General features: G+C 68.6%; 15 protein-coding genes. 8 read left to right on the plus strand and 7 right to left on the minus strand.

Features of this window, described 5'->3' with window-relative positions; translation table 11 throughout:
- Positions 1–63: 63 nt before the first annotated feature.
- From ACIO3S_RS16135 to ACIO3S_RS16155, 5 genes are all read right to left on the minus strand, one after another.
- Entirely contained in the window at positions 64–1038 is a 975-nt protein-coding gene (locus ACIO3S_RS16135; RefSeq protein WP_400465444.1) for an aldo/keto reductase, read from the minus strand.
- Between the two features lie 164 nt (positions 1039–1202).
- Positions 1203–1589 (minus strand): MarR family winged helix-turn-helix transcriptional regulator, encoded by a 387-nt coding sequence (locus ACIO3S_RS16140; protein ID WP_400465446.1) that lies wholly within the window; start codon positions 1587–1589, stop codon positions 1203–1205.
- Positions 1590–2260: 671 nt separating this feature from the next.
- Positions 2261–3403 (minus strand): Gfo/Idh/MocA family protein, encoded by a 1143-nt coding sequence (locus ACIO3S_RS16145; RefSeq protein ID WP_400465448.1) that lies wholly within the window; start codon positions 3401–3403, stop codon positions 2261–2263.
- Between the two features lie 163 nt (positions 3404–3566).
- Positions 3567–4289 carry an alpha/beta fold hydrolase gene (locus ACIO3S_RS16150; protein WP_160027888.1) on the minus strand — a complete coding sequence of 241 codons (723 nt, stop codon included), beginning with the start codon at positions 4287–4289 and terminating at the stop codon, positions 3567–3569.
- Between the two features lie 51 nt (positions 4290–4340).
- Positions 4341–5246, minus strand: a complete 906-nt coding sequence (locus ACIO3S_RS16155) for an NADP-dependent oxidoreductase (RefSeq protein ID WP_400465450.1) — start codon at positions 5244–5246, stop codon at positions 4341–4343.
- Positions 5247–5679: 433 nt separating this feature from the next.
- Here ACIO3S_RS16155 and ACIO3S_RS16160 point away from each other — a divergent pair, with 433 nt between their 5' ends.
- From ACIO3S_RS16160 to ACIO3S_RS16180, 5 genes are all read left to right on the plus strand, one after another.
- On the plus strand, positions 5680–6291 hold the full coding sequence (locus ACIO3S_RS16160; RefSeq protein WP_400465453.1) for a TetR/AcrR family transcriptional regulator: 612 nt from the start codon (positions 5680–5682) through the stop codon (positions 6289–6291).
- A gap of 977 nt (positions 6292–7268) precedes the next feature.
- The gene (locus tag ACIO3S_RS16165; RefSeq protein ID WP_400465456.1) at positions 7269–8063 is read left to right on the plus strand and encodes a mycofactocin-coupled SDR family oxidoreductase; all 795 of its coding nucleotides are present in this window, start codon (positions 7269–7271) and stop codon (positions 8061–8063) included.
- A gap of 193 nt (positions 8064–8256) precedes the next feature.
- Positions 8257–9381: a sugar phosphate isomerase/epimerase family protein gene (locus tag ACIO3S_RS16170; RefSeq protein ID WP_400465459.1), complete on the plus strand. Its 1125-nt coding sequence runs from the start codon at positions 8257–8259 to the stop codon at positions 9379–9381.
- A gap of 123 nt (positions 9382–9504) precedes the next feature.
- Positions 9505–12873, plus strand: a complete 3369-nt coding sequence (locus tag ACIO3S_RS16175; protein ID WP_400465461.1) for a PQQ-dependent sugar dehydrogenase — start codon at positions 9505–9507, stop codon at positions 12871–12873.
- 222 nt (positions 12874–13095) lie between these two features.
- Positions 13096–14388 (plus strand): hemolysin family protein, encoded by a 1293-nt coding sequence (locus tag ACIO3S_RS16180; RefSeq protein ID WP_400465464.1) that lies wholly within the window; start codon positions 13096–13098, stop codon positions 14386–14388.
- Here the strand turns inward: ACIO3S_RS16180 and ACIO3S_RS16185 are convergent.
- Complete coding sequence (locus tag ACIO3S_RS16185; RefSeq protein WP_400465467.1) at positions 14339–15313, minus strand: 2-hydroxyacid dehydrogenase; 975 nt, start codon at positions 15311–15313, stop codon at positions 14339–14341. The genes ACIO3S_RS16180 and ACIO3S_RS16185 overlap by 50 nt on opposite strands.
- A 26-nt stretch (positions 15314–15339) precedes the next feature.
- On the minus strand, positions 15340–16254 hold the full coding sequence (gene kdgD / locus ACIO3S_RS16190; RefSeq protein WP_400465470.1) for a 5-dehydro-4-deoxyglucarate dehydratase: 915 nt from the start codon (positions 16252–16254) through the stop codon (positions 15340–15342).
- Between the two features lie 211 nt (positions 16255–16465).
- Between kdgD and ACIO3S_RS16195 the strand changes: the two genes are divergently transcribed.
- From ACIO3S_RS16195 to ACIO3S_RS16205, 3 genes are read left to right on the plus strand one after another with little or no spacing between them, the layout of a single operon-like run.
- Entirely contained in the window at positions 16466–18019 is a 1554-nt protein-coding gene (locus ACIO3S_RS16195) for an ABC transporter substrate-binding protein (RefSeq protein WP_400465472.1), read from the plus strand.
- Between the two features lie 31 nt (positions 18020–18050).
- Entirely contained in the window at positions 18051–18980 is a 930-nt protein-coding gene (locus ACIO3S_RS16200; protein WP_350838024.1) for an ABC transporter permease, read from the plus strand.
- 13 nt (positions 18981–18993) lie between these two features.
- Positions 18994–19926, plus strand: a complete 933-nt coding sequence (locus ACIO3S_RS16205) for an ABC transporter permease (RefSeq protein WP_400465475.1) — start codon at positions 18994–18996, stop codon at positions 19924–19926.
- Positions 19927–19932: the final 6 nt, after the last annotated feature.

Genomic DNA, 19932 nt, shown 5'->3' on the forward strand with positions numbered 1-19932 from the left:
GGCCGCGACTGCACGCTCGCGATGCCAGGACGGCGATGGTCCGCTCTATATGGGGAGTGGCTGCTAACGGTCGATAGCGTTCATGTCTGCCGGGCGGTGCCGTTCGCCGACCGGGGTGCCGACCGCGGCGAGCAGATCAAGATGCTCCGCGGTAAGGCGCAGGTCCAGGGCGGCCACGTTCTCGTCGACCCTCATGGCCTTGGTCGTGCCCGGGATGGGCGCGACGTCGTCGCCCTGCGCCAACAGCCAGGCCAAGGCCACCTGGGCGGGCGTCGCGTCGACGGCGGCTGCGACAGCGTGCACCTGGTCCACGATGCGCAGGTTGTGCTCGAGGTTGCCGTCTGCGAAGCGGGGGTTGGTGCGGCGCCAGTCGTCGTCGGCGAAACCCTCAAGAGTGCGGATGGTCCCCGTCAGGAAGCCGTGGCCGAGGGGCGCATAGGGGACGAAGCCGATCCCGAGCTCCCGCGTGACGGGGAGGATGGCCGCCTCCGGGTCACGGGTCCACAATGAGTACTCGGTCTGGACAGCGGCGAGGCGATGGACGGAGTGCGCTCGACGGATGGTCTCGGCCCCAGCCTCGGACAGGCCGATGTGGCGTACCTTCCCGTCGGCCACAAGGTCGGAGAGCGCGCCGACGGTCTCCTCGATCGGGACCTCAGGGTCGACTCGGTGCTGGTAATAGAGGTCGATGTAATCGGTGCCCAATCGTCGCAGGGACCCCTCGACGGCCTGCCGGATGCTTGCCGGGCTGCTGTCGCGTCCAGGTCGACTCGTGTGGGAGAGTGCCCCGAACTTCGTCGCGAGGACGACCTGATCCCGGCGGCGACCGCGAATCGCTCGGCCGATCAGTGCCTCGTTCGTGAACGGCCCGTACGCCTCGGCAGTGTCGAGATGGGTCAGGCCAGCATCGAGTGCATGGTGGATCGTTCGGATCGCCTCCGCGTCCGAACGGCCGGCGCCCGTATAAAAGGCCGACATCCCCATGGCGCCGAGGCCGATGCGGGAGACATTCAGACCGTTGAGCGACGCCGTGATCATGAGAGCCCCTATCCTGGTGAACTTGTAGCTTCAAGAACTACCATAACAGAGTCAACTTGAAGCATCAATAACGCCGTCGGTCTGGGGTCGGCGATGGTCCGCGTCAGGAGGGCGCTCGGGCGGCGGAAAGGTGCGAGCGCATCAACTGCGCGACGCGCACAGGATCAGGCCGGCGACGAGGCGACGGTGCTTTCGCCGGCCACGGCAGCCCGGACGGCGCTGCCGATGGACTCGAGAGCGGCCAGCTGGGAAGGGTCCAGGTGGTCGATGAGGTACTCGCGAACGGCGGCGACGTGTCCTGGTGCCGCGGATATGACCGCCTCGAGGCCGGCATGGGTGAGGACTGCGCTGGTACGTCGACCTGCTCCTGGAAGACGATTCCTCACCAGTAATCCGCGCTTCTCGAGGCGACCAGCGACGTGTGAGAGGCGAGACAATGATGCCGCGGTTCGCGCTGCCAAGGCGCTCATCTGCATCTCGTGGCCGGTCTCCTCCGAGAGGACGGAGAGCACCATGTACTCGAAGAAGGTCAGCTGTGATTCCCGTTGCATGCGCGCATCGAGTGCCGCAGGGAGGCTGATCATGATGGAGGAGGTGGCCAGCCAGGCCGCGCGTTCGCGGCGGTCGAGCCAGTGTGGTTCCACCGCCGGGGCGGAGTCGCCGGCCCCGGCGCCAGAGGCAATCGAGGAGGGACGGGAGGATTCGCCGAGTGGGCGTCGATGGCGTTCTCGGGCCATGGGGCAAGGCTACTGGCTGGCGTTAGCGGACTCGAAGCGTAGGTCCAACGCGATGTCGATGATCATGTCCTCCTGGCCGGCCAGGCGCAGCGATCCCAGCCGAGGACATCTGCTCCGGGTGCCTTTGAAAGCTGACTTCCGAGCAGCGCCGCCAGCCTGCAACCGAATGGCCACGCCACGCCTGCATGCCGCTATGAGGGCCAGCTGTGCCTTCGCGGCCAGCTGGTGTCGAATGCCACCTGAGCAGTCCGCGCCGTGGGGACACATGGGCACGATTCGGCGATGCGGATGAGCGCCGCACGGCGCAGGGGAAGCGGTGGGCGAGCGACGCAGCCGGCGTCGCATTGAAGAAGAGGGATGGATGGCGAGGTCCCGCTGGTCGGCAGAGTTCTTCGACACGGTGCGGGTCGGCTCTGTGTGATCAAGTCAGGGTTAGCTCGCGGATCGCCATCTCCTCGAGTCCTGCGGCAGTGCCTCTCCTGGGTTCAAAGATTGGGGTCCATTCGGTTGGGGCGGGACAGATGCTGCCGATGACCTGTTTCAGCGGCCCGTGTGATCGCCTCGAGTACCCGGTGGCGATCGAGTGCGACCGCGAAATCCGGCGCATCGGCGGTTCCGTCGCGGAGGTCGGCGGCGATCTGGGCGTAGAGGCGGGCGACCCCCGCTGCGGGTGCGTCGAGTTGCAGGTCGGGAGCCGCATAAGCGGGAGGGACCTGTAGCACTTGGACAGGCTCGCTGCCGCGGCGCAGCGTGATGGTGAGATCGGTGAAATGGATGTAGCCCGACGCCGACTCCACACGCACACTGCCCTCGGTGCCCTGGATCTCCCATACCATCGCCGAGCCGGCAGACTGCCCGGCACTGTAGTGCAGCGAAGTGACGATCCCGCCTTCGAGAACGCCGGCGACGACGATCTCATCCGGCGCGTCCTTCGGCAGCGACGCGCCATCGGAGAGGCGGACGCCGTCACCGCGCTGATTGGCGACGACGGCGGACAGACTCTCGAACGTGCCGAGCACGCGCGCAAGCGGTTCGAGCCCGTGGCCGAGCATAATGCTCAGAAGCGTGGCGCCGTGCTTTGCGCGAGCCATGTACTCGACCGGCGGGTCATATCGGCCGACCCACATGTCGTCGTTCAGATGCGCTCGGATGCTCGTGCTGAGCGGCTTGCCGATCACGCCTTGCGCAACGAGGTCGCGAAGGAAGAGGATCGGCGGGTGCAGGCCGCCCTGCAACCCGACCACCGTCCGCAGCCGCCGCTCGCGGGCAAACCCCTCCAGCGCTTCGGCCTCCGATAGGTCTCTTGCGAGCGGCCATTCGCAATAAACCATCTTGCCCGCGGCCAGCGCGTCGGAAACAATCTGCTTGTGCTCCGGCACCTTGACCGCAACCACCACGAGGTCGACTTCCGGTCGCACGACCAGAGCCTCATGTGTGTCGAAGGCGAGATCGGCGCCCAGCCGACGAGCGGTCGCGTTCGCGCTCTCCATACGAGTCGTACTGACGGCGCGGATCTGGAACGCGTCGAGCGCCTGGAGCGCCGGGACGTGAGCAATTCCGCCCCAACCCCGATCGGCACTGGCACCGATAAGGCCGACGCCGATCGGGGTAATTGCTGACTTCGTCATGAGGATGCTCCTGCTTTGTACGGCCCCGGCAACGCTCTCCGGGCTGCGTCACGATGATCGTTTCCGAATAAAGGCGTGGGCACTCGGGCTCACCATGGCGAGCGAGCAGTCATGGCCGTTCGCGTAGCGGCCGCGGGGAGCCCGAGTGGCCCAAGCGGAGGCTTTACACGTGAGCCCAGTGGGCCTCGAGTTCGCGCGCGACATCGGCCGGACGCTCTATCATCGGCCAGTGCGAGCTGCGCAGTTTGAAGACGGCACGTGCGCGTGTGGCATTACCGAGCTCGTCGGCGAAGCGGTGAGGAAGGAACGGATCGTCCAGGCCCCAGATCACTAGCGCTGGTGCGGTCACGTTGCTCAAACCTGGCTTCCACTCCGCCCCGACCTCGATCGCCGAACGGTAGAGGGCGAGAATGCTTGCTCTCATAGTGGCATCGAGATGCCGGACCGATTCGTCTGCCGCGTCGCGCGGCATCTGCGCCTCGTTGAGGCTTGCTGCGAACGCCTCGAGGTCGAGGTCCGCCATCCATTGCTCGCCCTCGCCTGGCGTTTGCCAGATCTTGGCGAGATAGTGCCACGGATACTCCGGATCGATTGGTCCGCTGATGCCTGTCCATGTCCGCACCAGATCTGGTCGGATAGACGCGAGACGGCCCGTGAGCAGAGACCCCCAGTCATGACCGACCAGGTCGACGGGTTCGCCGATTTCTTCGATCTTCTTGATAAGCCAGTCGAGATACTCCTCTTTCGTCGATGTGAATCCCGCTGGCAGGGGTACGCCAAACCCGGGGAGATCGATCGTCACAATATCTTCGCGCTGAAGATAGGAACGGACGGTGTCCCAGAGCCGGTGGGTATCAGGTACACCATGGACGAGGACTGCAGGCATTTCGGATTCTCCAATTGATTGTTGTCGTGGTTGAACGGCCGATCGGCCGAGTCAGGGAAGGAGGATGACTTTGCCGTGGGTGTGGCCCGTGGCGACGAGGCGATGAGCGTCCGCGGCCTCGTCGAGCGGGAAGCTCCGGCCGATGCGTACGGTCCATGCGCCGGCGGCGATCAGATTCAGGGCTTCCTGGACAGGGCCACGGTCGCGGTTCCCGCTGCCCCCGGGGCTGAATGCGACGCCGTGTTGTGCGGCATCGCGGTCGGCGAGCGTCACGATCCGGTCGGGGCCGCCGAGAAGATCGACGAGGGCGGGAAGGAGCCCCTTGCCGGCGGTGTCGAGCGCGGCGTCGACCCCGCCCGGAGCAGCGGCACGGATGCGATCGACCAGGCCCGGGCCGTGGGCGACAGGGGTCGCCCCGAGACTCCGGACGAAGTCCGCGTTGGCAGTCCCGGCGACGCCGATCACCGTCACACCCCGCTGTCGCGCGAACTGCACGGCGGCGCTGCCCAGAGCACCGCTCGCACCGGTGACCACGAGCGTTTCACCCGGGCGAAGGTTCAGAAGCCCGAGAGCCCTCGCCGCGTTGTCGGCGCCGATGACAGTAGCCGCGGCCTCCTCGAAGGAAACGCCGTCGGGGATCGTCGCGAAGTTGCTGCTGACCGTGTACTCGGCGTAGGAGCCCTGGGTGGCGGAGTCCGGCCACCCGGCGACGCGGTCGCCGACCACGCCCTCGTCGACGCCCAGGCCGACCGCCTCGACGACGCCGGCGAACTCGAATCCGATGATGGCGGGAGCACGCAGGCGGAACGCTCCGGCGCGCGCCAAGATCTCCGCCGGGTTCACCCCGGCGGCGTGAACCCGCACCAGCACCTGACCCGGACCCGGCACCGGTCGCGGAGCCTCCGCAACCCGCAACACGGAGGGTTCGCCGAACGAGGCGATGACGGCGGCTTTCATGTTGATCCTTCTCCTTCTCATACCAAGCCGGCGGCACTTCCGCTGCGGCCTGCTTCGGTGTGCTCGCTCACGCAGGCCCGGCAGCGAGGTCACGTCCCTAGGTCCAGTACGTCACTTCAGGACCGATCGGTACGGAAGTAACGTAGGCGGTCAGAGATTTATTCGCAAGCCCTCGACCGTGCGGGCAGGCGTCACGGCCCGGGGCGTCAGGCCTGGGTGTTCGCGCCGTCCTCGGCCCGCGCGAGCTCGATCGTCAGCGGCCAGTTACTCCACGATGACCGCGTGCTGAACCGGGGCGTCCCTCGTCGCTTTCGTCGCGGGCGCCTCGGCGGCGTTCATCACCGGAGCTGTGCTCACCATCGACGGCGACTTGAACGCCTGATCCTTCGCCTTATCTGGACTGCCTGGTCCGTAAGGGGACACAATGACTGCCATGCCCACATCGCAGACCAAGCTGGGGCGACCCCGCGGGTTCGACTACGACTACGCCCTCGAACAAGCCATGAGAGTGTTCTGGGCCAAAGGGTACGAAGGGGCGAGCCTGACGGACCTGACCGAGGCGATGGGCATCACTCGCAGCAGCATGTATGCGGCGTTCGGGAGCAAGGACGAGCTGTTCCGCCGAGCGGTCGAGCGGTACACGGAAGGCCCAGCCTCCTACGGAATCCGTGCCCTGTCCGAGCCGACCGCACGCGAAGTCGCCGAGTCCATTCTTCGCGGCGCAGCCGCTGCCAGCACGAGTAGCGAGGCACCCCACGGATGCCTTGGCGTCCAGGCTGCATTGTCCGCCGGCGACAACGGGCTCACTGCCCAGAAGGTCCTCGTCGACTGGCGCCAGGATGGCGCTGCGCGCCTCGAGTCCCGATTTCTGCGTGCGCGGGCCGAGGGTGATCTGCCGGAGACCGAGGATCCGCGCACGCTGGCGGCCTACATCGCGACGGTTGCGTACGGCATCGCCGTTCAAGCGGCGACGGGCAAGAGCGAGGCAGAACTGCGCCGGGTTGCTGATGTGGCGATGAACGCGGTGTCCTGGTCCCACGACTGAGACATCGAACTCTGCGATCGTCCTCATCGATGCCTTGGGCGTCACCGCCGCGTCCGCTCGGCACCCCGCACCCTGCTGAGGTGTTCTACTGTCGCTGCCCGCTGCGAGCGGCTTCCTCCACTCGCGCGACGGGCTGACTGTTGTGCAGCGCGTGAGCGAAGCCCGGCGTCGCAGGCCTCATCAGCGACGCAAGCGCCGAGGTCGCCGAGGCATGGCCACCCAGTCGACTCGCGCATGACGTCGACCACGCCGTCTTCTCCTGCACGTCGGGTGCCGCGAGCCGTCCTCGGTGCTCTACCGAGAAGCCCTCGAACGTCTCGACGCCCGCCCTGAGGAGCTCCATGTCGGTGACGGCGGTGGCGTCGGGCTCAGAGGAGCACAGGAACAGGGCATCACTCCCGTTCGTGTCGCTCGGCGAGGCAGCGCCAACACCCTGGCTTAAGGCGTGGGGCCCGCGTGGGACGGACTGACTCTTTCAAAGGCCGAAGAGACATCGCTGCTGGACGGCTGGTCCGGTTGAGCCAACATACGATGGGCGGCGAGAAGCTTGGAGAGCACTCGGGCCCGTAAGGACCAAGACCGTGGCGACCGTGGCGAACAGGCCACCTGCCACAGCGGGGTGTTCTCGGGCCCCAGGCGGCTGGTCACACCACGATCAGCGCGAATCCGCCACGCTGAGCACGATGAATGCGAGCCATCACGGCCCGTCGCTATCGGCAGCCTCAGGCGCGCCGAAGCACAAGAGTGCTGGCTCGGGCGTACCTCTCTCTTTTCGACGCTGCGTGTCATTAATGTGTTGTGCGTCACTCGAGCTGCGTCGCTGGACGCCGGAGATGAAGGAGAGTCGTCATGAACCCCGGCCACCATCGGGCTGCCCCTGACCGCCACCGCGGTGGGCGATCAGATCGACATCCTCCACACCGTCCTCGGCTCCGCGGTCCTGTTGCCGGTGGCCGGCTCCGGATGAGAGCCGCGGCATGATGCCTGTCGAGACGACACGGGTCGCGCTGGTGACCGGCGCCGCGCGCGGGATCGGCGCGGCGACGGTGCGTGGGCTGGTGGCGGAGGGCGTACGCGTCGTCGCGCTCGACTGGTGCGTGGGGGAGGACTCTCCGGCCGGCTACCCCCAGGCCACGAAGGCCGACCTGGCCACCCTGGTCGCCTCGCTGCCGGCCGGCTGGGTCGAACCGGTCGTCGGTGACGTACGGGACCCGGCTGCGCTGGCCGCCGCGGTCGATGCCGCGAAGGCGAGGTGGGGACGGCTCGACATCGCGGTCGCAGGTGCGGCGGTGATCGCCGGCGGGCGCCCGCTGTGGGAGGACACCTCGCTCGACCTGCAGTGGCAGATCGACGTCGCCGGGGTCTGGAACACCGCGACGGCGGCCGTCCCGGCGATGCTCGCCGGGCCCGATCCCGGCGGCTGCCGGTTCGTCGCGCTCGCCTCCGCCGCGGGCTCGCGCGGGCTGTTCCACCTCGCCGCCTACAACGCCGCGAAACATGCCGTGATCGGTCTGGTGAGGGGCCTGGCCGCCGACCTGGCCGGCACGGGCGTGACCGCCTGCGCCGTCTCACCGGGCTCAACCGACACCGCGATGCTCGCTGCGACCGCCGACCTCTACGCGGTCGGCCCGGAGGACCTCGCCGCCCACCAGCTCCTACGTCGCCCGCTCACGCCCGACGAGGTCGCCGCCACCGTCGTGCACGCCTGCTCGCGTGCCGGGGCGGTGCTCAACGGCTCGGTCGTCGCCGCGGACGGCGGCTTCGGAGGATGACGCTGCCGGATGGGTTCATTGGGGCAGTCCGAAAGGAGTCTCCCCCGGACTTTCGAAAGATACTTTCTAACTTTTGCATGACGAGTTAGAACTATTGACGGGTGCTTCGTGGAAACCGTAAGTTGACGATCGCACAACGTGACACAGGTCACAGTTGCGGCTCACTTGGCTTCACCCTCCCGAAGGAGCACTGATGCGCAACCGTCCCACCCCTGCCGCGAACCACGAGGTTCCGGCTATCGCACGCAAGCTCGGGCTCAACCGTCGGCAGCTGCTGGCGGCTACCACAGGCATGGCCGCGGCGGGAATCGCCCTCGGCGGTGTCCCTCTCGCCGGATCCGCCGCAGCCGACGCGCTGCTGATCCCGCGGCCGCGGCGCGGAATCATCCTCTACACGGTGCGCGACGCGATCAGTCGCGATCCGGCCACCAGCCCGTACGCCTCGGGGTTCAAGGCGGTCTTGGAGGAGCTGTCGAAGATCGGCTACCGGCAGATCGAGTTCGCAGGCTACAACCAGAACGCCAACGCGCCCGGCGGCAACGTCAACAACGTCGAGGGCGCACACCTGCTGCGGACGTGGCTCGATGACAACGGTCTCGAGGCCGAGGGGAACCACGGGTCGGTTCCCTCCACGATCACCGATGCGTCACTGGCCGCGTTCGACGCGGCGTGCGAGGTCGCGAACATCTTGGGGATGAGACACATCGGGACTGGAAGCGATCCCACCGGGTCGGCCTACCTCGCCGACTGGCAGGCCGCAGCCGATCGCTGGAACATCCTCGGTGAGCGCGCCGCCCGACACGGGCTCAAGCTCTACACGCACAACCACGACGTGGCGTACAGCTTCCTCCTGGACAGTGGGCCGAGCGACGCGCTGGGCCGCCCGACGCGGTCCTCCGGTGTGCGCCGATTGGAGTGGTTCCTGGCGAACACGGACCCCGGCTACGTGTCGCTGGAGATGGACATCTACTGGGCGCACGTCGCGCAGCACAAGCACCACACCTACACCGCCCCGGACGGCAGTCTCGTCGAGGACCGCTTCGACCCGCTCGAGGTCGTCAAGTCCGCGCCGATGCGCTTCCCGCTGTTCCACGCCAAGGACGGCAAGAAGGACGAGACGCAGGCCAACGGCTACGTGATGGCGCCGTTCGGGGAGGGCGACATCGACTATCAGACCTTCTTCGGTGACATGCCGGCGCGCGGCTACCACAACCCGATGTGGGAGCAGGACACCGCGCCCGGCGGTGCGGCGAACCCGGGCCAGTCCCTGGCCCTGGCCAAGCTGAGCTACCAGAACATGGACGAGCTCCGCGGCTGACCGGCCGCCCCCTCTCCCTTCGCTGACCGCCGGAGCGCGCCCTCACCGGGTCGCGCTCCGGCCACGGGCGTGCTCGCACGCCCTCCTCCGGCTTCTTTCGCCCTCGCTCTCCAAGGAACCGTCATGCCCACACACAGCTCAGGCGGTGGGGTACCCCGCCGTCGTGCCCGGCGATCACTCCTCGCAGTGACCTCCGGGCTCGCGCTCGCTCTCACCTCCGGGCTCGCACTCGCGACGTCCGCTGCCGCCCACGACGGCGTCGACCACGGCACCGAGCCCGGGGCCGGCCTCGCCCTGGACTGGTCCAACTACGAGAAGGTCACTCTCACCAAGGACACCGGTGAGCCGATCGACATGGCCGTCCTGCCGGACCGGCGCGTGCTCACCACCGCGCGCAACGGCGACATCCGGCTCGTCGATCCCGACGCCGGTACGACCCGCGTGGTCAACACGATCGCGACGTACAACAACTCCGAGGACGGCCTGCAGACGGTCACCCTCGCGCCGGACTTCGAGGAGTCGGGCTGGGTCTACCTCTACTACGCGCCGCGCACCATGACCGGCCCCTACCCGACGACCACGCCGGCCGGCTCGGCGCCCAACACGCTGCCCGCCGGTCAGACCGAGGCCTACTGGGACCAGTGGAAGGGCTACAACCAGCTCACCCGGGTGAAGTGGGACGAGGCCGCCGACAAGCTGGATCTCGCGACCGAGCAGGTGATCCTCAAGGTGGAGGTGCAGCGTGGCCAGTGCTGCCACGTCGCCGGCGACGTCGACTTCGACGACCAGGGCAACCTCTACCTGGCGACGGGTGACAACACCCCGGCAGGAACCCCGGGTGCGAACGGGTTCGCGCCCAACAACGACGCTCCCGGGTTCAACCCCGGCTTCGACTCCCGCCGCGGCGCGGGCAACACGAACGACCTGCGTGGCAAGATCCTGCGGATCGCGGTCCAGGAGGACGGCTCGTACACCATCCCGGAGGGCAACCTCTTCGCCCCCGGCACGGAGGGGACGCGACCGGAGATCTTCGCGATGGGTCTGCGCAACCCGTTCCGGATCGACGTCGACCCCGCCACGGGCTCGGTGAGCTGGGGCGACTACGGCCCGGACGCCGGGGCGCCGAACCCGGAGCGTGGCCCGATGGGGTACGTCGAGTGGCAGACGACCGCGACCGACGAGCCGGTCAACGGCGGCTGGCCGTACTGCACCGGCGACCAGTTCAACTACAACGAGTGGGACTTCGAGACGGCGACACCGGGGGACTTCTTCAACTGCGCCGCTGGTGCGGAGAACAACTCGCGGTGGAACACGGGGCTCTCGACCGTTCCGCCGGCCACTGCTGCGACGCTCTACTACGGCGACAACAACACCCACCAGCCCTGGCCGGAGCTGACCGACTTCGGTCCGGCAGGCGGCCAGGGGCCCATGGGCGGTCCGGTCTACCACTACGACGCGGACAACCCCTCGCCGACGAAGTTCCCCGAGTACTGGGACGGCAAGGCGTTCTTCGCCGAGTTCTCCCAGGACTACCTGGCGGCGTTCACCGTCGACTGGCCCGGCGGCCCGGTCTCGCACATCGAGCAGTTCCTGCCCAACACCGATCTCGAGACGAACCGGCAGCCGATCACCGACAGCCCGATCGACATCGAGTTCGGGCCGGACGGGTCGCTCTACGTCCTCGACTACGGTGACGGCTTCTTCCGTGCGAACCCGGATGCCGGGCTCTATCGGATCGACTACAGCGTCGGCAACAAGGCACCGCGTGCGGACATCGTCGCCGATCCCATCTCCAGCAGCTCGGCACCGCTGACCGTCGAGTTCGACGGTTCGGGCTCGGTCGACCCCGAAGGCGGTGCGCTCACCTACGAGTGGGACCTGGACGGCGACGGCACCTTCGACGCGACCGGGGCGACCACGTCGCACACCTACGACGAGCTCGGCCGCTACACCGCTCGGCTCCGGGTCACCGATGCCGAGGGGCGTCGCGGCATCACCTCGACCTCGATCAGCGTGGGCAACGTCGCGCCGACGATCGAGGTGGCCACGCCGGCCGAGGGAGGCTTCTTCGACTGGGGTCAGGCGGTGCCGTTCGACGTGACGACCGACGACGCCGAGGACGGGAACGCGACGGTGTGCTCACGGGTGACCTGGACGTTCGGCCTCGGGCACGACGTCCACGCCCACCCGCTCAGCCAGGGGACCGGGTGCCGATTCGCGATCCCGACTCCCGCCGATGCAACCGAGCACGGCGAGACGGAGAACATCTACGGAGTCGTCGTCATCGGCTACACCGACAACGGCGCCAACGGTGTGCCGGCGGCCAGGTCCGAGGTGTCGATGATCCTCAACCCGAAGTCGCAGGAGGCCGAGTGGGCCGATGCCTCCGAGGGCGTCGCGATCGCTCCGGACGACACGGCGAGCGGCCTGCGGAAGGTCACCTCGCTCGATGCGGGCGACTGGCTCTCCTGGAAGCCTGTGAACCTCGCCGGCATCACCTCGGCGAAGCTGCGCGCCAGCGGCACCGGCAGCGTGAAGCTGCGATGGGGGTCGGCCGACGCGACGCCGTTCGCCTCGTTCGACGTCGCCAGCGAGGACTGGTCCGAGACGACGTCCGACCTGACCGGAGCGCCGTCGGGCAGCGGCGAGCTGTTCGTGACCTCCACCGGCGGCGTCACTCTGGATCGGATCAGGTTCGTCGGCGACGGCTTCGCCGACGTCACGCCTCCGACGGTCTCGGCGACGCTCAACCCGGCGCAGCCGACCGGGCAGAACGGCTGGTGGACGGGGAATGTGTCTGTGGCCGTGGCGGCGACCGACAACGGCACCGTCGCCTCGCGGCAGCGCTCGACCGACGGCGGTCAGACCTGGGAGAACGCGAACAACCCGCTCACGGTGTCCGCGGAAGGTGTCACGACCGTGCAGTACCGCGCGACCGACAACGGCGGCAACGTCTCCGAGGTCGGGCAAGTCGTGGTGCGGATCGACAAGACCGCTCCGCAGGTCGCGGTCGATGGTGTCACCGACGGGGCCGCAGTCGGCAACTCCGGGGATGCATCGTGGTCGGCCACCGACGCCACCTCCGGTGTCGGGTCCGTGACCGCGACCCTGGACGGTGCCGCGGTCGCCGGCGACGAGCTCGCCCTGTGGCGCCTCTCGCTCGGGTCGCACACCCTCGAGGTCACCGCGACCGACAAGGCCGGACATGCGACGACGAGAACGGTGACGTTCACGACCACCACGTCGCTGACCGAGCTCACCGCCCTGACCGAACGGCTCGCTCGCTCCGGCGATGTCACACCTGCCGGGGAGAGCGTCCTCGAGAAGCGACTCCGGCAGGCCGCCAAGCACGCCGAAGCCGGGCGCCTCGCCTCTGCGCGGTCGCAGCTGCAGGAGTACGCCGGCCTGGCGGCCAGCGCGCTCAACGTCGCCAACCCCGAGGCGCGTGCCGCGTTGGTTCGGGATGCGCAGGCGGTGATCAGCCAGCTCTGAGGTGAGACTCTTCCGTGCGGGTCCAAGGGCATCTCCCTTGGGCCCGCACGCGCCTCAATCCAGGTCGGGTGCGCCGGCCTCGGCGGGCCAGTCAGGTCAAGCTCGACAAGCGGGTACTCCGCAACCATCGAAGGAGAGACGCGCCTGTAGATTCTTCTGTGTGAAGAGGCCTCGAAGTCCCTACCGCTCACCTGCGTTCCGATCGGATGGTGAGCGGGCCTGATGGACAGCCAGACATTCCTCAGCCTCGGGCTGGTGCTGGTGTTCGTGCTGGTCGGCGGCGTGTTCGCCGCGACCGAGCTGGCGCTGGTGTCGCTGCGTGAGAGCCAGCTGACCGCGCTCGAGCGCAAGGGCCCACGTGGCGCACGGGTGGCCGAGGTGGCTCGCGACCCCAACCGCTTCCTGGCCGCGGTGCAGATCGGCGTCACCGTCGCGGGCTTCCTCTCCGCGGCCTACGGCGGGTCGGCGATCGCTCCCGACGTCGCGCCCTACCTCGAGCGTCTCGGCCTGACCGAGGCGCTCGCCGAGACCACGGCGCTGATCGTGCTGACCCTGTTCATCGCCTATCTCTCCCTGGTGCTGGGCGAGCTGGTGCCCAAGCGGCTGGCGCTGCAGAAGGCCGCCGGGATCTCGCTGGCCGTCGCGCCCGTGCTGGACCGGTTCGCCACCGTGATGCGGCCGGTGATCTGGCTGCTCTCGGTCTCCACCGATGCCGTCGTACGGCTGCTCGGCGGTGACCCCAAGGCATCGGCCGAGCAGGTCTCGGAGGAGGAGCTGCGCGAGATGGTCTCCACCAACCGGGACCTCGAGGAGGAGGAGCGCCGGATCCTGCGTGACGTGTTCGCCACCACCGAGACGACGTTGAGGGAGGTGATGCGTCCGCGCGGCGACGTCACCTTCATGCCCGCCTCGATGGCGCTTCCGGCGGCTGCCGAGACCGTGCGCGACCTGCCCTACTCCCGCTACCCGGTGACCGGTGAGGGCTTCGACGACATCCTCGGTTTCCTGCACGTGCGCGACCTGCTCGGTGTCGTCGCGACGGACGAGCGCACGATCCGGGACATCTGCCGCCCGGTGCTCTCGCTGCCGGGGAGCAAGCGGGTGATCCCGTCGGTCGCCACGATGCGCGAGGGTGGCACCCACCTGGCGATGGTCGTGGACGAGTACGGCGGCACCGACGGCATCGTGACCCTCGAGGACCTCGTCGAGGAGATGATCGGCGACATCCGCGACGAGTACGACCACGGCGAGGCCCGCATCCGAGACCACGGTGACCTGTCCCGGATCGACGGCGCGATGACGATCGAGGACTTCGCCGACACCACCGGCATCGAGCTCGAGGACGGCGCCTACGAGACCGTCGCGGGCTACCTAATCGCTCGGCTGGGGCACATCCCGCAGGTCGGGGAGGTGCTGGCGCTCCGGGACGGCACCCTGGAGGTGACCGCCCGGAACGGCAACCGCATCACCGAGATCGCGCTGCGCCCCGAGACGTCACCTCCGGCACCGGAGTGAGGACGGTGCCGTCGGCGAGCCAGCGGTCGAGGTTGTCGAGGGTCAGCTGCTCCATGGCGGCACGCGTCTCGACGGTGCCGCTCGCCAGGTGCGGGAGGAGCACCACGTTGTCGAGGGCCATCAGCTCCGCAGGGACCGTGGGCTCCTCGGTGTAGACGTCGAGGCCGGCGCCGGCGATGCCACCGTCGAGGAGCAGCTCAATCAGCGCGTCCTGGTCGACCACGGAGCCACGCGCGATGTTGATCAGGTAGCCCTCGGGCCCGAGCGCCTCGAGCACCTTGCGGTCGACGAGGTGCTGCGTACCGCTGCCGCCGGAGGTGGCGAGGACCAGGATGTCGACGTCGGCGGCGAGCTGCGCGGGGGAGGCGGCGTAGCTGTAGGGCGAGCCGGGAACCTCGCGGCGGGAGTGGTAGGAGATCGGGCAGCCGAAGGCCTCGAAGCGGGTCGCGATGGCCTGGCCGATCCGGCCCAGACCCAGGATCCCGACCCGCTTGCCCGAGACCTTGCGGGTCAGCGGGAAGTTGCCGGCCTGCGGCCAGTCGCCGCGGCGTACGAACCGGTCGGCCGCGCTGAGCTGGCGCAGGGTGTCGATGGCGAGGCCGATCGCGGTGTCGGCCACGCAGTCGGTCAGCACGTCGGGGGTGTTGGAGACCAGCACGCCACGTGCAGCTGCGGTCTCGACGTCGGTGGTGTCGTAGCCGACCCCGAAGTTGACCACGGCGCCGAGCGCGGGCAGCTGCGTCATCAGCTCGGCCGGTACGCCGGTACGCCCGGTGGTCACCACGGCGCCGATCGAGGGCCCGTGCTCGGCGAGGAACGCGGCGCGGCTGTCGTCGTCGGGCAGCACCAGGGCGTCGTAGCGGTCGGTGAGGGTCTCGGCCAGCGACGGCTTGAGCGGTCCTACCTGGAGGATGCGGCGGGTCACGGTTGCTCCTGTCGGTCGAGTGGCCGTCAGATGACGGTCTTGACGAGTGTGGTCAGCTCCGCCAGCTCGTGCTCGGTGAGGTCGGTCAGCGGGGGACGTACGGGACCGGCTGGACGGCCGGCGGCGGTGAGACCGGCCTTGACGATCGAGACGCCGTAGCCCGCTCCGCGGTCGCGGATCGCGATGTAGGGGACCACGAAGTCGCGGAGCCGGGCGAGCACCTCGTCGCGGTCGCGGTTGCGCACGGCCGTGTAGAACTCGACCGCCCACTGCGGCGCGAAGTTGAAGATCGCCGAGGAGTAGGTGCTGACGCCGAGCTCCAGATAGGGCAGGGCGTAGGTCTCTGCGGTGGGCAGGCCTCCGACGTAGAGCAGGCGGTCGCCGAGGCGCGCGTTGAGCGTGGCGAGCAGGTCGATGTCGCAGACGCCGTCCTTGAAGCCGATGAGGTTCGGGAACTCCTCGGCGAGACGGACGACGGTGTCGGCGTCGTAGCGGGCGTTGGCGCGGTGGTAGACGATCACGCCGAGCGAGGTCGCCGAGCAGACGCGGGCGACGTGCTCGTACAGGCCGCGACCCGGCAGCTCGGTCAGATAGGGCGGCAGCAGCAGGATGCCGTCGGCGCCGTCGGCCTCGGCCCGCTGCGCCATCGCGACGGCCTGGGAGGTGCCGTAGCCGGCCGCGCCCATCACCGGGGTGCCGTCCCCGACCTCCTCGACGGTGGCTCGCAGGACCCGGGACACCTCGTCGTGGGACAGCGAGAAGAACTCACCGGTGCCGCCGGCGGCGAAGAGGCCGGCGACCTCGAAGCCGTCGAGGTGCTGCAGATGGGCGCGGTAGCCGTCCTCGTCGAAGGCGTAGTCGGCGGTCGCGTGCGTCACCGGGAACGACAGCAGGCCGGCGCCGAGGGCGTCACGGAGCTCGGTGGGGGAGTAGCGGCCCATGGGGTCTCCTCAAGGGTTCGACGACGTCGGAGATCCCGAGGCTAGGTAGCGGAAGTGATACGCGTCCAACATCGTGACGGCATCGCTCGATGCCCTATGGGCATTGCGCAACGTGCTTGACGTCACACAAAACTCGCTCGTACGGTTCATCCACGAATGACAACGACGTCCACATATGTAGATGTCGCCGATCGACTGGAGGAACAGTCGCATGAACTTTCGTCCCTCGCTGCGGTCCCGCTTCGGACTCGCAAGCGCCTCGCTCATGGCTGTCTCGCTCACCCTCTCGGCGTGTGGCGTCGCCAACTCCGACAGCGCCGGTGCCGCCGGTGACACGGTCCGGATCGTGCTCCCGCAGGAGCCGCCGACCCTCGAACCGTGCGATGCCAACCTGACCTCGACGGGCGTCGTGGTGCGCTCCAACATCACCGAGCCGCTGGTCGAGCGCGACCCCGCCTCCGGCGAGCTCCAGCCGCTGCTCGCCACCGAGTGGGAGCAGACCGAGCCGACCACGTGGACCTTCACCCTCCGCGAGGGCGTGAAGTTCTCCGACGGCTCCGCGTTCGATGCCGAGGCCGCCGCGCACTCCATCGACCGCGCGGTCAACGGCACCTTCGGCTGCAACGTCGAGGGGTACGTCTTCGGTGACGACGACCTCCAGGTCAAGGCCGTCGACGCCACCCACCTCGAGGTGACCACCGCCGAGGCCGACCCGATCCTGCCGCTGCGCCTCTCCTTCATCGAGGTCGTGCCCGCGTCGACCAGCGACACCGCCAAGGTGCGCGAGCCGATCGGCACCGGCCCCTACAAGATCGAGGACTGGCAGAACGGCACCAAGCTGACCCTCGCGGTCAACGACACCTACTGGGGAGACACCCCCGCCTTCAAGAAGGCGGAGTACCAGTGGCGTGAGGAGGGCAGCGTACGCGCCGCCATGATCACCAACAACGAGGCCGACATCGCCACCGGGCTCGCGCCCGAGGACCTCTCCGGCGACGCCGCGGTCCGCTACCCGAACAACGAGACGACCGCGCTGCGGTCGACCGGCACGTACGCTCCGCTCGACGACATCCGGGTGCGCCAGGCGATCAACTACGCGATCGACCGCGAGTCCATCGTCGACAGCCTCTTCGAGGGCTACGCGGACGTCGCCTCCCAGCTGGTGCCCGAGGGCGTCGTGGGCCACAACCCGGATCTGGAGGCGTGGCCCTACGACCCGGAGAAGGCCAAGTCGCTCATCGCCGAGGCGAAGGCCGACGGAGTGCCGACCGACACCAAGATCCGGCTGATCTCTCGTAACGGCCTCTTCCCCAAGGTCGGCGAGACCGTCGAGGTCGTCCAGAAGGCGCTCGAGGACATCGGTCTCAACGTCTCGATCGAGATGATGGACACCGCCGCGTCGGTCGAGTACCAGTCCCGCCCGTTCCCGAAGAACACCGGGCCGTACATCATCCTCGTCCAGCACGGCAACCAGGCCGGTGACGCCCAGTTCTCCGTCGACCAGTACATGCTCAGCGACGGCGCCCAGTCGACGTTCGGCACCCCGGAGTTCGACGCCCAGATCGAGGCCGCCGACAAGGCCGAGGGCGATGACCGCCAGGCCGCGTTCGCCGGCATCTTCGCCGACGAGCCGGAGAAGGTCTCGCAGTTCGCCTACATCGCGCACATGACCGGGATCATCGGCGAGTCGGACAACGTCGAGTACGAGCCCAACTCGGCGACCGGTGATGAGATGCGCGTGACCGAGATGAAGCCGGCCAAGTGATCCCGGCCGCGACTCACCCAGGAGGTCATCGATGGTGACGTTCCTCCGCAAGCGAGCGCTCACCTCGCTGCTGCCGCTCGTCGTGGTGCTGCTCGGGGTGTTCTTCCTGGCCCGCCTCACCGGCGACCCGGCCAGCCTGTACCTGCCGGAGAACGCCACCGAGGCCCAGAAGGAGACCTTCCGCGCCGTCAACGGCCTCGACCTGCCGGTCTGGCAGCAGCTGATCGACTACCTCCAGGGCATCCTCCGCCTTGACTTCGGCACGTCGCTGAGCACGGGTGAGTCCGCGGCCGCGATGGCGTTGCGGGCCTTCCCCGCGACGCTCCAGCTGGCGATCACCACGATGCTCATCGCGGTCGTCCTCGCCGTCGTGATCGGCTCGTGGGCTGCGTACCGTCCGAACTCGCTGGCCGACCGGTTCGCGTCGTTCCTGTCGATGACGGCCGCGAGCGTCCCCGACTTCTGGCTCGCCATCATGGGGGTCTGGGTCTTCGCGGTGATGCTCGGGGTGCTGCCGACCTCGGGTGTCGACGCCGGGCTGCTCTCCTGGGTCCTGCCGATCGCGACCCTGCTGCTGCGCCCCGTCGGTGTGCTCACCCAGGTGGTGCGCGGTGCGATGGTGGCGGCCCTGTCCGCGCCGTACGTCCGGCTGGCGCGCAGCAAGGGTGCCGACAGCCGTCGGGTCGTCGCGCACCACGCCCTGCGCAACGCCGCCGCCCCGGCGCTGACCGTGGCCGGCGACCTGGCGGTCGGGCTGGTCAACGGTGCCGTGGTCGTCGAGTCGATCTTCGGGTGGCCCGGCATCGGCAAGCTGATGATCGACTCGATCACCGGCCGCGACTTCGCCATCCTGCAGGCGGCCGTACTGCTCACCGCGGTGACGATCTTCCTGCTCAACATCGCCATCGACATCTGCTACGCCCTGCTCGACGCCCGTGTGCGCGACAAGGCGATGGTGTGAGAGAGGAGAACTGATGAGCACCAGCTACTGGCGGATGCTGCTGCGCGACAAGGTCGCGACCGTGGCCGCCGTGATCCTCTGCTTCATCCTGCTCGTGGCCGTCTTCGGGCCGGCCCTGCTCGGCAGCGAGGCCAACGCCCAGGACCTGACCCGAGGCAACAAGGCACCGCTCGAGCTCGACGGCTGGCTCTACGTACTGGGCACCGACTCGCTCGGGCGCAGCGTCCTGGCCCGGATCGTCGTCGCGACCCGGACGACCCTCGGCGTGGCCATCCCGGCGGTGCTGATCTCGCTGGTCGTGGGCTCGGTGATCGGCATGTGGGCCGGCTATCACCGCGGCTGGCGCGAGACCCTCGTGATGCGGATCGCCGATGTGATCCTGAGCTTCCCGTCGCTGCTGATGGCGGTCGTCGTCCTGTACGTCTACTCGCCCAGCCCGCGCAACATCGTCATCGTGCTGGCGATCACCCGCATCCCGATCTACCTGCGCACCGCGCGGGCCGAGTCGGCCGAGCTGCAGAGCCGGGTCTTCGTCGACGCGGCCCGTACGTTCGGGGCGGGGAGCTTCAGCATCATCCGCCGTCACGTCTTCCCGATCGTGCTGCCGACGCTGTTGACGGTCGCCACGCTCGACTTCTGCTACGTCATGCTCGCCGAGTCGTCGCTGAGCTTCCTCGGCATCGGTATCCAGGCACCCGACGTCAGCTGGGGTCTGATGGTCGCCCAGGGGCAGAACTATCTGCAGACCGCATGGTGGCTCTCGTTCTTCCCCGGCCTGGCCATCGTGATCGCGACGGTGTCCGCCGCCGTGCTCGCCGCCTGGGTGCGGCTGGCCACCGATCCCGCTCAGCGGTGGCGGCTCACCGTCCCGCGGCGGCAGCGTCGCCGCGCCACCCCGACCGTCACCCCGACCGTCACTCAGGCAGTTACGGAGGACGCCCAGTGAACAGCA

Source organism: Nocardioides sp. NPDC087217, from assembly GCF_044744805.1.
Taxonomy (GTDB): domain Bacteria; phylum Actinomycetota; class Actinomycetes; order Propionibacteriales; family Nocardioidaceae; genus Nocardioides.

Coding starts and splice junctions, on each gene's coding strand:
- ACIO3S_RS16180 (WP_400465464.1), top strand. CDS start 13,096: ATGGACAGCCAGACATTCCTCAGCCTCGGGCTGGTGCTGGTGTTCGTG.
- kdgD (WP_400465470.1), bottom strand. CDS start 16,254: ATGGGCCGCTACTCCCCCACCGAGCTCCGTGACGCCCTCGGCGCCGGC.
- ACIO3S_RS16175 (WP_400465461.1), top strand. CDS start 9,505: ATGCCCACACACAGCTCAGGCGGTGGGGTACCCCGCCGTCGTGCCCGG.
- ACIO3S_RS16145 (WP_400465448.1), bottom strand. CDS start 3,403: ATGACGAAGTCAGCAATTACCCCGATCGGCGTCGGCCTTATCGGTGCC.
- ACIO3S_RS16140 (WP_400465446.1), bottom strand. CDS start 1,589: ATGCAACGGGAATCACAGCTGACCTTCTTCGAGTACATGGTGCTCTCC.
- ACIO3S_RS16200 (WP_350838024.1), top strand. CDS start 18,051: ATGGTGACGTTCCTCCGCAAGCGAGCGCTCACCTCGCTGCTGCCGCTC.
- ACIO3S_RS16160 (WP_400465453.1), top strand. CDS start 5,680: ATGCCCACATCGCAGACCAAGCTGGGGCGACCCCGCGGGTTCGACTAC.
- ACIO3S_RS16170 (WP_400465459.1), top strand. CDS start 8,257: ATGCGCAACCGTCCCACCCCTGCCGCGAACCACGAGGTTCCGGCTATC.
- ACIO3S_RS16195 (WP_400465472.1), top strand. CDS start 16,466: ATGAACTTTCGTCCCTCGCTGCGGTCCCGCTTCGGACTCGCAAGCGCC.
- ACIO3S_RS16205 (WP_400465475.1), top strand. CDS start 18,994: ATGAGCACCAGCTACTGGCGGATGCTGCTGCGCGACAAGGTCGCGACC.
- ACIO3S_RS16155 (WP_400465450.1), bottom strand. CDS start 5,246: ATGAAAGCCGCCGTCATCGCCTCGTTCGGCGAACCCTCCGTGTTGCGG.
- ACIO3S_RS16165 (WP_400465456.1), top strand. CDS start 7,269: ATGATGCCTGTCGAGACGACACGGGTCGCGCTGGTGACCGGCGCCGCG.
- ACIO3S_RS16135 (WP_400465444.1), bottom strand. CDS start 1,038: ATGATCACGGCGTCGCTCAACGGTCTGAATGTCTCCCGCATCGGCCTC.
- ACIO3S_RS16150 (WP_160027888.1), bottom strand. CDS start 4,289: ATGCCTGCAGTCCTCGTCCATGGTGTACCTGATACCCACCGGCTCTGG.